Annotated in this window: 12 protein-coding genes; 11 read left to right on the top strand and 1 reads right to left on the bottom strand. The window is 56.4% G+C overall.

Going from position 1 to position 14,934, the window contains the following annotated elements:
* Positions 1–44: 44 nt before the first annotated feature.
* From KNP75_RS08840 to KNP75_RS08790, 11 genes are all read left to right on the top strand, one after another.
* The gene (locus KNP75_RS08840; RefSeq protein ID WP_214752666.1) at positions 45–1,346 is read left to right on the top strand and encodes a uracil-xanthine permease family protein; all 1,302 of its coding nucleotides are present in this window, start codon (positions 45–47) and stop codon (positions 1,344–1,346) included.
* 130 nt (positions 1,347–1,476) lie between these two features.
* The gene (locus tag KNP75_RS08835; protein ID WP_214710570.1) at positions 1,477–2,382 is read left to right on the top strand and encodes an aspartate carbamoyltransferase catalytic subunit; all 906 of its coding nucleotides are present in this window, start codon (positions 1,477–1,479) and stop codon (positions 2,380–2,382) included.
* Positions 2,379–3,659 carry a dihydroorotase gene (locus KNP75_RS08830; protein WP_215190233.1) on the top strand — a complete coding sequence of 427 codons (1,281 nt, stop codon included), beginning with the start codon at positions 2,379–2,381 and terminating at the stop codon, positions 3,657–3,659. Before KNP75_RS08835 ends, KNP75_RS08830 begins: the two co-directional genes overlap by 4 nt.
* The gene (locus KNP75_RS08825; protein ID WP_215190232.1) at positions 3,637–4,719 is read left to right on the top strand and encodes a carbamoyl phosphate synthase small subunit; all 1,083 of its coding nucleotides are present in this window, start codon (positions 3,637–3,639) and stop codon (positions 4,717–4,719) included. The genes KNP75_RS08830 and KNP75_RS08825 overlap by 23 nt, the downstream gene beginning before the upstream one ends.
* Position 4,720: 1 nt before the next feature.
* Positions 4,721–7,924: a carbamoyl-phosphate synthase large subunit gene (carB, locus tag KNP75_RS08820; RefSeq protein ID WP_215190231.1), complete on the top strand. Its 3,204-nt coding sequence runs from the start codon at positions 4,721–4,723 to the stop codon at positions 7,922–7,924.
* A complete protein-coding gene (locus KNP75_RS08815) occupies positions 7,921–8,640 on the top strand; it encodes a dihydroorotate dehydrogenase electron transfer subunit (RefSeq protein ID WP_034777108.1) in 720 nt (239 codons plus the stop codon). The genes carB and KNP75_RS08815 overlap by 4 nt, the downstream gene beginning before the upstream one ends.
* On the top strand, positions 8,637–9,563 hold the full coding sequence (locus KNP75_RS08810) for a dihydroorotate dehydrogenase (RefSeq protein WP_034777110.1): 927 nt from the start codon (positions 8,637–8,639) through the stop codon (positions 9,561–9,563). Before KNP75_RS08815 ends, KNP75_RS08810 begins: the two co-directional genes overlap by 4 nt.
* Positions 9,538–10,242 (top strand): orotidine-5'-phosphate decarboxylase, encoded by a 705-nt coding sequence (pyrF, locus tag KNP75_RS08805; protein ID WP_215190230.1) that lies wholly within the window; start codon positions 9,538–9,540, stop codon positions 10,240–10,242. Before KNP75_RS08810 ends, pyrF begins: the two co-directional genes overlap by 26 nt.
* Positions 10,226–10,852, top strand: a complete 627-nt coding sequence (pyrE, locus tag KNP75_RS08800) for an orotate phosphoribosyltransferase (protein ID WP_034777114.1) — start codon at positions 10,226–10,228, stop codon at positions 10,850–10,852. The genes pyrF and pyrE overlap by 17 nt, the downstream gene beginning before the upstream one ends.
* 134 nt (positions 10,853–10,986) lie before the next feature.
* Positions 10,987–11,787 carry a hypothetical protein gene (locus tag KNP75_RS08795; RefSeq protein WP_251128221.1) on the top strand — a complete coding sequence of 267 codons (801 nt, stop codon included), beginning with the start codon at positions 10,987–10,989 and terminating at the stop codon, positions 11,785–11,787.
* Positions 11,784–12,719, top strand: a complete 936-nt coding sequence (locus tag KNP75_RS08790) for an FUSC family protein (protein WP_034777117.1) — start codon at positions 11,784–11,786, stop codon at positions 12,717–12,719. Before KNP75_RS08795 ends, KNP75_RS08790 begins: the two co-directional genes overlap by 4 nt.
* A 401-nt stretch (positions 12,720–13,120) precedes the next feature.
* Here the strand turns inward: KNP75_RS08790 and KNP75_RS08785 are convergent, their stop codons facing one another.
* Entirely contained in the window at positions 13,121–14,809 is a 1,689-nt protein-coding gene (locus tag KNP75_RS08785) for an Rqc2 family fibronectin-binding protein (RefSeq protein WP_215190229.1), read from the bottom strand.
* Positions 14,810–14,934 lie beyond the last annotated feature (125 nt).

The following is a 14,934-nucleotide window of genomic DNA, read 5'->3' as shown; positions in this document are numbered from 1 at the left end:
AAACCTTTAAGGTGGTCCAGAGAGGCCAGGAAGGAGAACCACATATGAAACCCATCCTCAACATCCACGAGCGTCCCGCTCACTTACCGCAATGGCTGCTCTTCAGCCTGCAGCACGTCTTCGCCATGTTCGGAGCGACGATTTTAGTCCCGATTTTGACGGGCCTAAGCACGTCCGTCGCCCTCGTCGCTTCCGGTGTGGCCACGCTCTCATTCCTAGCGATTACCCGCTTCAAAGTCCCGACCTATCTCGGGTCAAGTTTCGCCTACATCGCCCCGATCATCGCCGTCAGCCAGCAATGGGGTGTCGAAGCCGCCTTGTTCGGTGGCATCATCGCCGGATCGGTTTACGGTGTCGTCTCGCTCATCATCTATAAGACAGGTGTGAACTGGTTGCTGCGCCTCTTGCCGCCAGTCGTCGTCGGTCCGGTCATCATGGTCATCGGCTTATCGCTCGCACCGGTCGCCATCGACATGTCGATGAACAAAGACGGTGCCTACAATGGAACGTTCATCACCGTCGCGCTTCTCACGCTCGGCATCACGATGTTTGCTATGACGACGCTCAAAGGAGTATGGGGCGCCGTACCGATCTTGTTCGGTATCATCGGTGGTTACATCATCGCTGCTCTGTTCGGCATCATCGACTACTCGGCGCTCGGTCAAGCGAGCTTGTTCCAACTGCCTGACTTCACGATGGTGTTCGTCGACTACATGCCGATGTGGCAAGTCGGAGCACTGCTCGCCATCGTCCCGGTCGCGCTCGTCACGATGACGGAACATATCGGCGACCAAATGGTCACGTCAAAAATCATCGGACGCGAAACGATGAAAGATCCAGGTCTCCATCGGACACTCCTCGGCGACGGGGTCGGGAAAGCGGTCGCCTCGGCGCTCGGTGGTCCACCGTGTACGACTTACGGTGAGAACAACGGGGTCATGGCCATCACGAAAGTGTACAGTGTCTACGTCATCGCCGGAGCAGCGCTCATGGCTATCAGCTTTGGTTTCCTTGGTCACGTCGAAGCGTTCATCTCGACGATCCCGAACCCGGTCAAAGGCGGCATCTCGATCCTCTTGTTCGGAGTCATCGCTTCGAACGGTCTGCGGACGATGGTCGAAAGCAACGTCGACCTCGCTGAGAAACGCAATCTCATCATCGCCTCAGTCATCCTCGTCATCGGACTTGGTGGGGCCATGGTCCAACTTGGAAGCTTCCCGGTTCAAGGGATGGCACTCGCCACAGTCGTCGGGATTCTCTTGAACGCCTTCTTGCCAAAAGAAGAAGCGGTCGACGAAGCTGCTGCCGAAACAACTGAAGATACACGACAAGCAAGTAACTTTTAATTCGATCCCGTGAGGTCGGCAAAGTGAAGGCTCGTTTATTTGGGTGTAGTCTACCCAAATGAAGGCGTCCCTTCACGTAGGTGAAGAGACGCCTTTTCTCTTTGCCTTCACACAAAAGGAGGAGACGAACATGAACTTAATCAAACAACAACCGAAGCATTTTGTCAGTCTGGATACGCTCTCGCTCGACGAGATCATGGGATTGATCGAGGAGTCGCTACGCTACAAACAAGGGGACATGCCACCCTTGTTCGACGGCAAGACGGTCGCGAACTTGTTCTTTGAAAACTCGACGCGAACGAAAAATTCGTTTCAAATGGCCGAACGGCACTTGAAAGTGCAAGAGATTCCGTTCGACGTGGCGACGTCATCGGTGACGAAAGGCGAGACGCTGTACGACACGTGCAAGACGCTCGAGGCAATCGGGGTCGATGCCCTCGTCATCCGCCATCCGGAGTCGGGCTATTACCATGAACTCGTTGAAAAGTTGAACATCCCGGTGTTGAACGGCGGTGACGGGAGCGGGGAGCACCCCTCGCAGTCACTGTTAGACCTCGTCACAATCTTTGAAGAGTTCAAGACGTTCGAAGGGTTGAACATCGCCATCTGCGGCGACCTCGTCCATAGCCGCGTCGCACGTTCGAACGCAAGCGTATTGAAACGCCTGGGGGCGAACGTCGTCGGCTGCAGCCCCGCCTCTTGGTGGGACGAGTCGATGGGGCTCGAGCATCGGGACCTCGACGATGTGTTAGCGGACTGTGACGTCGTCATGCTGCTCCGCGTCCAGCACGAACGCCACATCATGGGCGACATCTTCTCGAAGGAAGATTATCATGCGCGCTACGGGTTGACGCCCGAACGCGTCGACCGAATGAAAGGACGAGCGATCATCATGCATCCGGCACCGGTCAACCGTGACGTCGAGATCGCTGGCAGTTTGATTGAACATCCGAAGTCGAGGATCTTTCCACAGATGACGAACGGCGTTTACGCCCGGATGGCCATTTTAAATCGAGCATTAGGGGGACAATTATGATACTTCAACACGCAACTTGGTATGACGGGAACACGAAACGGACGACGAATCTATTGATCGAGGACGGCGAAATCCGCTCGATCGACTATGACGGCACGACCGAAGGACATGAAGTGATCGATGCGACAGGGAAGCTCCTCATTCCGGGGCTCGTCGATGTCCACGTTCATTTGCGCGAGCCGGGCGGGGAGAAGAAAGAGACGATCAAAACGGGGACCGAGGCGGCTGCGGCCGGCGGGTTCACCACAATCTGCGCCATGCCGAACACACGTCCCGTCCCGGACGACCGGGCGACGATGGACCAGCTCCTGGCTAAAATCGAGCAAGACGCAAGCGTACGCGTCCTTCCATACGCCGCCATCACGAAACGACAGCTCGGCACCGACCAAGTCGACATGGCTTCGCTCGCAGATGCGTTCGCGTTCACCGATGACGGCGTCGGCGTCCAATCGGCGGCGATGATGCGTGAGGCGATGCGGGAAGCGAAACGTCTCGATAAGGCGGTCGTCGCCCACTGCGAGGACAATACGCTCAAGGCCGGTTCGGTCCATGAAGGCCGGTTCAGTGAAGAACACGGCATCCAAGGTATCCCGAGCCTCGCCGAAAGCATCCATATCGCCCGTGACGTCTTGATTGCCGAAGAGACGGGCTGTCACTATCACGTCTGCCACGTCTCGTCACGACAGTCGGTACGTGTCATCCGCGACGCCAAACGAGCCGGCATCCGGGTGACGGCCGAAGTGACACCGCATCACCTCGTCCTCTGTGAAGACGATATCCCGGGCCTCGACCCGAACTTTAAAATGAATCCGCCGCTCCGGAGCCGTGACGACCGTGAGGCGCTCCTTGAAGGCTTGTTCGACGGGACGATTGATATGATCGCGACGGACCACGCCCCGCACACGGCCGAAGAAAAAGCGGCCGGCATGGAACGGGCCCCGTTTGGCATCACCGGATTCGAGACAGCGTTCCCGCTCTTGTACACGACGTTCGTCAAGACGGGTCAGATGGAAGAAGCGGCGCTCATCGACTGGATGACGAAACGTCCGAGCGACGTGTTCGGCTTACCGTACGGTGTGATTGAAGTCGGACGGGCGGCAGACTTTGCCCTCATCGATACGGAGACGGAGCAAGTGGTCGATCCGACGACATTCCGCTCGAAAGGAAAAAACACACCGTTCGCGGGGATGAAACTGGTAGGCTGGCCGGTCATGACGATCGCGGCTGGAAAAATCGTATATAAGGGGAGATTCGATGAAACGAACATTATGGCTTGAGGACGGCACTTCATTTGTAGGAACAGCATTCGGTGCAGACGTCGAGACGATCGGGGAAGTCGTCTTTCAGACCGGGATGACCGGGTATCAGGAGATGTTGTCGGACCCATCGTACTGCGACCAGCTCATCGTGCTGACGAACCCGTTGATCGGCAATTACGGCGTCAACCGGGAAGATTTTGAGACGACTGTGCCGATGGCGAAAGGACTCATCGTGAAAGAAGTGTGCGATTTGCCTTCAAACTTCCGGTCGACCGCAACGCTCAGCGATACGCTTTTCCGCTTCAATATCCCAGGTCTAGCAGGGGTCGACACGCGGATGTTGACGCGTCATCTCCGCTCACGTGGAGTCATGCGCGGCGTCATGGTCGATGGGGAATCGACGTGGGCATCGGTCCAGGATCGCTTTGACGTCCTTCTTCCGACCGATCAAGTCGAGCGCGTCTCGACAAAGCGGGCGTATGTCAGCACGGGCCGCGGGCCGCGTATCGCCCTGATCGACTTCGGTGCGAAGCTCGGCATCATGCGTGAACTCGTGAAGCGCGACTGTGAAGTCGTCGTCTTGCCGCACGACGTGACGGCCGACGAAGTGATGCGCTATGAACCGGACGGCGTCATGCTGTCGAACGGACCGGGGGACCCGAAAGACGTCCCGACGGCGTTGCCGCTCATCGAGCGCCTCATGCCGACACTCCCGATCTTCGGGATCTGTCTCGGCCATCAGTTGATCGCACTCGCGAGCGGGGCCAATACGTTCAAACTCCCGTTCGGCCATCGCGGCGCCAACCATCCGGTGCTCGAACTTGAGACCGGCGCGGTGACGATCACATCCCAAAACCACGGCTACGCGGTCGATGAGGCATCACTCGCGACGACCGGACTCGTCGTCACGCATCGCGCCGTCAACGATGGCACGGTCGAAGGGGTGAAGCACTTGCATCATCCGACGTTCTCGGTCCAATACCATCCGGAAGCGGCACCGGGTCCATATGACGCCAACGACTTATTTGACCGCTTCATGCAGATCGTCCAAGAAAACAAACAGAAAGTAGGAATTTGACATGCCAAAACGACCAGATATTCAGAAAATCCTTGTAATCGGATCCGGCCCGATCGTCATCGGACAGGCGGCAGAATTTGACTATGCTGGTACCCAGGCGTGTCTCGCCTTGAAAGAAGAAGGATACGAGGTCATCCTCGTCAACTCGAACCCGGCCACGATCATGACCGACCCGACGACGGCGGACCGCGTCTACATCGAACCGCTCGAACCGGAGTTCGTCGAGCGGATCATCCGTCAAGAACGTCCGGACGCGCTCCTCGCCACACTCGGCGGGCAGACCGGCCTCAACTTGGCGATGGAACTCGACCGCCGCGGCGTGCTTGAAGATTGCGGCGTCGAATTGCTCGGGACGAAATTATCGGCCATCGAACAGGCTGAGGACCGGGAACAGTTCCGCGACCTCATGTATAAACTCGGGCACGGGGTCCCGGAAAGCGAGATCGTGCAGTCACTCGAGTCGGCTTGGGGCTTTGCGGAACGAATCGGCTACCCGATCATCATCCGTCCGGCGTACACACTCGGAGGAACCGGTGGCGGGATCGCCCATGACCGGAATGAATTTGAGCAGTTCGTCGAATCGGGGCTGAAAGCGAGCCCGGTGACACAAGTGTTACTCGAAAAATCGATCGCTGGCATGAAAGAAGTCGAGTATGAAGTGATGCGCGATTCGAGCGACCAAGCAATCATCGTCTGTGCGATGGAAAACTTTGATCCGGTCGGGGTCCATACGGGCGACTCGATCGTCTTCGCACCGACACAGACACTGTCTGACCGCGACTATCAGATGCTTCGAAGCGTCTCACTCGACATCATCCGCGCCCTCGGCATCGAAGGCGGATGTAACATCCAATTCGCCCTCGACCCGGACAGCTTCACGTATTACGTCATCGAGGTCAATCCGCGTGTCTCGCGCAGTTCGGCGCTCGCCTCGAAAGCGACGGGGTACCCGATCGCCAAGCTGGCTGCGAAAGTGGCGGTCGGATACAAGTTGTCAGAACTGAAGAACCCGGTGACGAAGACGAGTTACGCCTCGTTCGAACCGGCGCTCGACTATGTCGTCGCCAAAATCCCGCGCTTCGCCTTCGATAAGTTCGAGACGGCTGATCGTCGCCTCGGCACGCAGATGAAAGCGACCGGGGAAGTGATGGCGATCGGCCGTAATTTGGAAGAAGCACTCTTGAAGGCCGTCCGTTCGCTCGAACTCGGGACAGAAGACTTGGCGGTGCCACGCCTCGCGCAACTCAGCACCGCGGAGCTCGACCACGAGCTGACGACACCGACGGATGAGCGGTTGTGGATGCTCTATGAGGCGCTCCGCCGCGGCTACTCGACAGAACAGTTGCATGAGCTGACAAAAATCGATCGTTTCTTCTTATCGAAACTCGCTCGGATTTGGCAACAAGAAGAGACGCTTCAGCATGAGCCGCTTTCGAAAGAACGCCTCATCGAGACGAAACGTCTCGGCTTCAGCGATAAGATGATCGCCCGAATCACGAATGAGACTGTGGAGACGGTGACATCGCTTCGGAACGACTGGGGCATCCGTCCGGTGTATAAGATGGTCGACACGTGTGCGGCCGAGTTCGCTTCGGAGACGCCATACTTTTATGGGACGTACGAAGTCGAGAACGAGGCCGTGAAGACGGACAAATCATCGATTCTCGTCCTCGGTTCGGGACCGATCCGGATCGGGCAAGGTGTCGAATTCGACTACGCGACCGTCCACTCGATTCAGACGATCCGTGACGCAGGCTACGAAGCGATCATCATCAACAATAACCCGGAGACGGTGTCGACCGACTTCTCAATCTCGGACCGGCTCTACTTCGAACCGCTCACGACCGAAGACGTGCTCGAGGTCATCCGCAACGAACAGCCGCTCGGCGTCATCGTCCAGTTCGGCGGCCAGACGGCGATCAACTTGGCGGCCTCGCTCGAAGCGGAAGGGGTCCAAATTTTAGGGACGTCGCTGGAAGATATCGACCGCGCCGAAGACCGGAAAGCGTTCGAAGCGACGCTTTCGGCCGAACGACTCGCCCAACCGCCGGGCAAGACGGCGGTCACGGTCGAAGAGGCCGTCGCTTGCGCCGATATGCTCGGTTATCCGGTACTCGTCCGTCCGTCATATGTGCTCGGAGGCCGGGCGATGGAAATCGTTTATGAGCGCTCGGAGCTCGAACGGTATATGCGCCACGCCGTCGTCGCCTCGAAAGACCGTCCCGTCCTCATCGACCGCTACTTGACGGGCATCGAGATTGAAGTCGATGCCATCTGTGACGGGACCGACGTCTATATCCCGGGCATCATGGAACATATCGAACGGGCCGGGGTCCACTCGGGTGACTCGATCGCCGTGTATCCGCCGCAACGATTGAGTGAGGCATTGAAAGAAAAAGTCGTCGACTACACGATTAAACTCGCCAAGGCGTTCCGAATCAAAGGGTTGCTCAATATCCAGTTCGTCTACGCGGACGATTTATACGTCATCGAGGTCAATCCGCGGGCGAGCCGGACCGTCCCATTCATCTCGAAAGTGACGGGCCTGCCGATCGCGCGCATCGCCACGCAGACGATTCTCGGGACGAGTCTTAAAGATTTAGGGTTAGGGACCGGCCTGCATCCAGAAGCGGACGCGATTTCGGTCAAAGTGCCAGTGTTCAGTTTCGCGAAATTAAAAGAAGTCGATCCGTCGCTCGGGCCGGAAATGAAATCGACCGGTGAAGTCATGGCGACAGACCGTACGCTCGAAAAAGCACTGTATAAAGGGCTCGTCGCCGCCGGCATGACGATCGCCTTGAAAGGGAATGTCCTATTGACGGTCGCCGACCAAGACAAGGAAGAGGCGCTCGACATCGCCCGCCGTTTCAATCGACTCGGATTCCGCCTGATGGCCACGTCCGGTACGGCGCAGGCGCTCTCAGCAGACGGCCTACCGGTCCATCCGGTCGGGAAGATCAATGAGTCTGGTGAGACGATGCTGAGCGTCATCGAACGAGGAGAAGTCGACATCGTCTTGAACACGACGACGCGTGACGCCCTCGCGACGAAAGACGGGTTCATCATCCGTCGGGCCGCGGCCGAGCAAGGCGTGCTCTGCCTGACGTCGCTCGATACGGTCAAGGCGCTGCTCCAAGTCATCGAGAGCCTGTCGTTCCAAACAACGAGTTTGCCGGCGTTCACGACATTCGGGGTGACCGTATGAGACAACTCGCGACCATTTTATCGAACCGATTGATCGCGACAGCGACGATGGAGATGAAAGTCGAAATCGCACCGCAAGAAGTCGCGCCGGGCACGTTCTTTCACGTGAAGACGTCAGAGCTGTTGCGCCGGCCGCTCTCGGTCGCGAACGTCGAAGGCAACGTCGTCACGTTCCTGTATAAAGTCATCGGCAGCGGGACGGCAGATTTGGCCGCTCGTCGGACGGGAGACGTCTTGGACGTCCTCGGACCGCTCGGCAACGGTTTCCCGCTCGAGCAAACAGGCAAGCGTGTCGTCCTCGTCGGTGGGGGCATCGGGGTGCCGCCGCTCTACTACACGCGGCGTCTGCTCGCCGCACGCGGGATTGAGACGGTGGCGATTCTCGGGTTTGATACGAAAACGAGCATTTTTTATGAAGACGCGTTCCGTGAACTGGGGGAGACGATCATCACGACGGTCGACGGAACGTATGGGGAAATGGGATTTGTGACCGGCCCGCTCGCGCGGGTCGAGGCCGATGTGTTGTTCAGCTGTGGACCGGAACCGATGTTGAAGGCAGTCGCCGCATCACATATCGAAGAGCGATATATCTCGATCGAGAATCGGATGGGGTGTGGCATTGGAGCTTGTTTCGCTTGCGTGTGCGAAGCGCCAGGCGGTTACGTCAAAGTGTGCAGTGACGGACCGGTATTTCGTGCGGAAGAGGTGACGCTATGAGATTACACGTCGATTTGCCAGGCTTACAGTTGAAAAATCCGATCATGCCGGCGTCAGGCTGTTTCGGATTCGGTGAAGAGTTCGCCAAACTCTATGACTTATCGATATTAGGCGGTATTATGATTAAGGCGGCGACAGGCGAGTCGCGATTCGGCAACGGCACGCCCCGTGTCGCTGAGACGGCGCAAGGGATGCTGAACGCCATCGGCCTTCAAAACCCAGGTGTCGACGCCATCATCGAAGACAAGCTTCCGTTCCTGTCGGGATTTGATACCGAGATCATCGCCAACGTGGCCGGCTCGACGCCAGAAGAGTATATTCACGTCGCCCGCCAGATGAGTGCCGACCCGACCATTAAAGCGCTCGAGCTGAACATTTCATGTCCGAACGTGAAGTGCGGCGGGATGCAGTTCGGGACCGATCCCGAGATGGCGGCCGAATTGACCCGGCTTGTCAAAGCGGCGTCAACGAAACCGGTTTACGTCAAACTGTCACCGAACGTCACGTCGATCACGGCGATGGCCAAGGCGGTCGAAGCGGCCGGTGCCGACGGGATCACGATGATCAATACGCTCGTCGGGATGCGCATCGACGTCACGACCGGGCAACCGATTCTCGCCAATCGAATCGGGGGCTTGTCCGGCCCTGCCGTCAAACCGGTCGCCATTCGGATGGTGTATGAAGTCGCTCAGGCCGTCGATATCCCGATTATCGGGATGGGCGGCGTGCGGACGGTGGACGACGTATTAGAGTTTATCTACGCAGGTGCCTCAGCGGTCGCGGTCGGAACGGCCAATTTTGAGAACCCGTACGTCTGTCAAGAAATCATCGAAGCGTTGCCGGGACGACTTGACGAACTTGGCATCGATCACATTTTAGACATCAGGGGGAAAGCTTATGAACAGACTGTATCTCGCGCTTGATGTCGAGACGGGCGCCGACGCGTTCCGTCTATTGGAACGAATCAATCAGAAACCAGCCGTCAAAGTCGGGATGGAGCTGTTCTATCGGGAAGGGGGGCGTTTTGTCGAGCAACTCGTCGACAATGGATACCCCGTCTTTTTAGACATCAAAGTCCACGACATCCCGGAGACGGCACGGCGGACGCTCCGTCAAATCGGCCGCCTCGGCGTCGAGTTGACGAACGTCCATACACTCGGCGGCGAGACGATGATGCGCTACGCCTTAGACGGCTTACGTGATGTGACCGATACGACGAAATTGATTGGGGTCACCCAGTTGACGTCGACCGATGAACGGATGCTTTCTGAAGAATTAAACATCAAAGGCGGTCTGGAGCAGGCCGTCCTTCGCCAGGCAAGCATGGCCGGTCGGGCCGGACTCGACGGGGTCGTCGCGTCCGTGCATGAGGCCCGCGCGATTCACCAAGCGTTCGGCTCATCGTTTTTGACCGTGACGCCGGGTATCCGGATGAACGAGACAGTAGACGATCAAGTCCGGACCGCCACACCAAAAGCGGCGCGTGAGGCCGGCGTGTCGGCCATCGTCGTCGGCCGGCCGATCACCCGGGCCGAAGACCCGAACGCCGCATATGAATACTACTTACAGGAATGGAGTCGAACTTATGAGACAAATCGCTGAAGCTTTATTACAGATCGAGGCCGTGACCCTTTCTCCCGAGAACCCGTATACATGGTCGAGCGGGATGAAGAGTCCGATTTATTGTGACAACCGTTTGACGCTCAGCTATCCTGATGTCCGCAATCTCATCATCGATGCGCTCGTCGAAGCGATCCGTCCGCTCAACGCCGATGTCATCGCCGGGACAGCGACAGCGGGAATTCCTCATGCGACGCTTGTCGCCGACCGGCTCGGCTTGCCGCTCGTCTACGTCCGTTCGAGTGCGAAAGGACATGGGAAAGGGAATCAAATCGAAGGTCGGTTCGAGCCTGGCGCTCGTGTCGTCGTGATTGAAGATTTGTTGTCGACCGGTTCATCGAGCATCGAGGCCGCCAAAGCGATCCAGAAAGCGGGCGGGGAAGTGATCAAGATTCAAGCGATCTTTTCCTACAGTCTGAGCCGTCTTCACATCAATTTGTTGGACTCCGGTTTCACTGCGCACGCGCTGATCACACTGTTGGATGTGCTCGACGTCGCCGTCAAGAAGCGCATCATCAGTAAAGAAGAGGCTGCTACTTTACGTGACTGGCGGAATGATCCGACAGGTTGGAGCGCTCGTGTCACATCGTAATCTACCTTTCTAAGAATCCACCTCCGGGCGGATTCTTTTTCAATTGGTAACATGGCATACTGAACGTGTTAGAATAGGGAAAGCAGTTAATAAAGGAGATGTGTATGGCGTATTCTAGAATGAAGGGAAAGTCCTTGAAAGCTCGCTTTCAAGCGATCCCGAAACATCGTAAAATCGCGTTCGGACTCGTCCTCACCGTCTTGCCCCTCATTTTTTTCTTGAATTTATTCATATTCAGCCATGTGTTGGCACTCGGGGACACGTACGAGGACCGATACCAGATGAAGAGGCTTCGGCTCGAGACGGCGCATGGCAACGTCGAATTTGTTCGGAGCACGAATGAGAAGGTTCAGATTGACGTGTTGCAGACGAACTCGAAAGAGCGTCGCATCAAAGTCAAGTCGGTCGGCGACACAATCTCGGTCGTCGAGCGGTATGGCCAACTGAGTCAATTCGGCAGCCGGGCGAGCGATGAGCCGTCCCGCTATAAAATTCGCGTCGCCTTGCCGAGCTCGATGACGTCAATCGATGTCGAGGCCGAGCAAGTGACGGGACAAGGATTGATCGCCAAGACGATTGTCTTGGAGGCGAACGCAGTCAATGTAAAGAAACTCGAAAGTGATCGACTTCGTGTCGAGACGCGGAGTGATGCGACACTAGAGACCGTCCGGGTCGTCACCGGAAATATCCGCTCCTATCGGAATGCGGCCGTGGGTGACATCGTCGTCAATCAAAGCTTGACGGTTCAGACCGAGGCTGGGACGCTCGCCTACGAGCCGCGCAATGCGACCGGACAAGTGAACGTCACCACGTCCGGCAACGTGACAGCATCCGAGCGGTTCAAGGAAATCGGGGGCGGCGTGTATCATCTGTCGAACTCGAACCGACCGAATATCGAACTCATTTCCGAGACAGGAAAGGTCGAACTTAAATGATCAACAAACGTTACATCCCTAAAGTCGGACTCCGGACATTAAAGACGGGGATTGCCGTCGCCATCACGATTGCCTTGTCGTGGTACGTGTTTGGCATCTATTCAGGCATGGGGGCCATCGCGGCCGTCGTCGCGATGCAACCGACCGTGAAACGGTCATCAAATATCGTCTTCAGTCGAATCTTCGGGACGATTGTCGGGCTCATGTGCGGTCTCTTGATCGTCTACGCGTTCGGAGTCAACCCGATCTCGATCGGGCTCGCCGTCATCGTGGCGCTCACGCTCAACACGACGTTCGATAAGACACACATGTCGACGTACGCGGCGTTCGCAATCGTGCTCATGCTCGAGAACCCGACGACCGACTTCTTCCATTATGCGTGGACCCGTTCGCTTTTGACGGCCGTCGGTGTTTTCGTCTCGCTCGGAGTGAACTATGCGTTCCTGCCGCCTCGTTATGAAGATCGGTTGCTCAGTGAGATTCGAAAGACATCGGCCTACATGTTTCACCATTGGCGTGAACTTGTCGGATCCCCATCAGAATTGCTCGAGACGCGGGCCCGCATCCTCGGGCATCAGGAGCTGCACATGATGCTCCAAGAAGACATGAAAGTGACGAACGTGACATTGAAGCATTTGACGATCAAACAGTATCGTCTATTGATTCACCTTGAGGACAAGCTCGTCTTGCTGCTCGAGAGTCTCGCCGAACACCGTGAGGCACTATTGTTGATGGGTGAGGAAGAGCGCCGGGCGTTCGAATCCGAGTTTTTATATCTCCTTGCGCATCATCACGACATCCTCTACACGTGTGACAAGCCGTATTCGCTGTTCACGTTGCCACACGAAGATTTATCCGTTTCTGAAATCTTACACGGGCACTTGCTCGACTATCATGAACAGCTCGAAGCGTTCAAACATAATCCGAAATAAAGCAAGGCCCCGTTTTAGCGACGGGGCCTTTACTTGTTGTCAATGTAAGTGGACATGTCATATTTACACATGCCTTTGGCGACACCCTCCGTTCCTGGGGCGATGCGGATGCCTCCGCAGTGCGTGCCGCACTTTACGGGGTCATCCTTGCATCGCTATCCTCTAGGAGTTCGGGTGCCGGCCTTGGCATGTGTCTGCTCGCCTGTCGAACAGACGTGTACCAATCCTTTCGTTCGTCCGCCGGCGCCCCGACTCCTGCAGGAAAGCAACCCAACGGAGACCCAGCAGCGACATTGAGTCGCGATGCGGCTCCGGGGTTGCCTGCGGAAAGCGTGGGCGCCGAGAGGACGAGTGACCATGGACTAACAAGAAAAGACCACGTCATGTGACGTGGCCTGTACTTACTGCTGGAGTGATTTGACGAGTCGCTCATCCGGCGTGACGTACACCGTCTGCTGGTCCGTATAGATCACGAATCCAGGTTTGGCGCCGCTCGGCTTTTTCACGTAGCGCGCTTTCGTGTAATCGACCGGCACACCGCTCGAGGCACGGGCCTTCGAGAAGTAGGCGGCGACTGTCGCGGCTTCGAGCAGCGTCGTCTCGTCAGGCTCGCTCGAACGGATGATGACATGGGATCCAGGAATGTCTTTCACGTGGAGCCAAATCTCGTCGCGGCGGGCGAACTTGAACGTCAAATGATCGTTTTGCGTATTGTTCTTCCCGACGAAGAACTCTGTCCCCGTCGACGACGTATACGCTTCGAGCGTGACTTTTTTCGTCTGCTTTCTCTTTTGGCTTCGTTGTTTCATATAGCCGCCTTCGGCCAACTCTTCCCGAATCTCGACGATATCGGCCGGCGAGGCGACATCGAGTTGGGCGACGAGCGTCTCTAAATAGTGAATCTCGGCGTCGTTCAATTCGATTTGCTTTTGCACTTCGATTTTGGCGACTTTCAACTTGTTGTATTTCTTATAGTAGGCTTGTGCGTTTTCGTTTGGCGTCTTGAGCGGATTGAGCGGAATGTCGATCATACCGCCTTCTTCGTCGTAGTAGTCGACGACGTGAGCGACGGTCATGCCTTTCTCAAGTTGGAACAAGTACGTCGTCAACAGTTCACCGTATTTTTGGAGCTCATCGGACCGTTCCGTCGCCTTCAAGTCGTCGAGCAGACGCTTCCGCTTCAAGATGTTCTTCTCGAGCTCGGACTTGAGCAAACGTTCGACATCATGCGCCTGTTGTTTGACGCGGTCCCGGTTCGCTTTTTCATAGAAGAAGCGGTCGAGGACGTCTTTGCTCGTCTCGTAGCGTTCTTCGGCGGCAATCTCTCCTGACGTGAGCACGATCGGACTGAAACGTTCTTTTCCGGAAGCGAGCTGTTGGAAAACGAACGGTCCTTTGAGGTCGGCCATCACACCGATGAACGCCTCTTCGATGCTCGCCCGGTTCGGGAGTTTGGCCCGGTGGACGATTTCTTGTGCAATCTGCGGGCTCAGACCTGCGAAACTGGCGACAAGTTGTTTATCAAGTTTTCCGGCGTTCCAATCGATTCGCTTCAAGCCGGCCTCACGTTCTGTCAACGGGTCGCACTTGTCTTGGGCCGGCGGCAATAAATAATCGCTGCCCGGCATGATCGTCCGGTACGTGTTCTGTGACGGTGGCAAGTGCTTGATCGCGTCCAAAATTTTGCCGTCCTCGTTCGTCAACACGACGTTCGAGTGCCGTCCCATCAATTCGATATACACTTTCTTGTTCTCTTCGTCGCCGAGCTCGTTTCGTGAACGAATCGACAAGACGATGACACGGTCACGTCCGATTTGTTCGACCGCCGTGATGAAGCCACCTTCGATATGTTTGCGGAGCATCATGCAAAACATCGGGGGTTCTTGCGGGTTCTTGGTCGGATTATCCGTTAATTGGAGCCGCGCGTACATCGCGTTCGCCGAAACGAGCAATTGGACGCTTTGGCGGTTCGATCGGACTTGAATCATCAAGTCGAGGGAATACGGTTGGTGCACGCGATTGATTCGCCCTCCGACAAGAGCTTGTAATTCTGTTACAACACGATATGTCATTAATCCATCATATGCCACTAGTCTCATCACCTTTGTTCTTTTTCTGTCTCTACGTTATCAGATTCATGGAAAATATGGTACGATGAAGTAGGAAATCCGAACTTCTTCTTGCCGGAACAATTGATTGACTGCTATTATAATTA

This window comes from Exiguobacterium sp. s6 (genome assembly GCF_018618155.1).
Classification (GTDB): Bacteria; Bacillota; Bacilli; order Exiguobacteriales; family Exiguobacteriaceae; genus Exiguobacterium; species Exiguobacterium mexicanum_A.
Note: the sequence above shows the minus strand (reverse complement) of the source record. Positions and strands in the feature narration are given on the sequence as shown.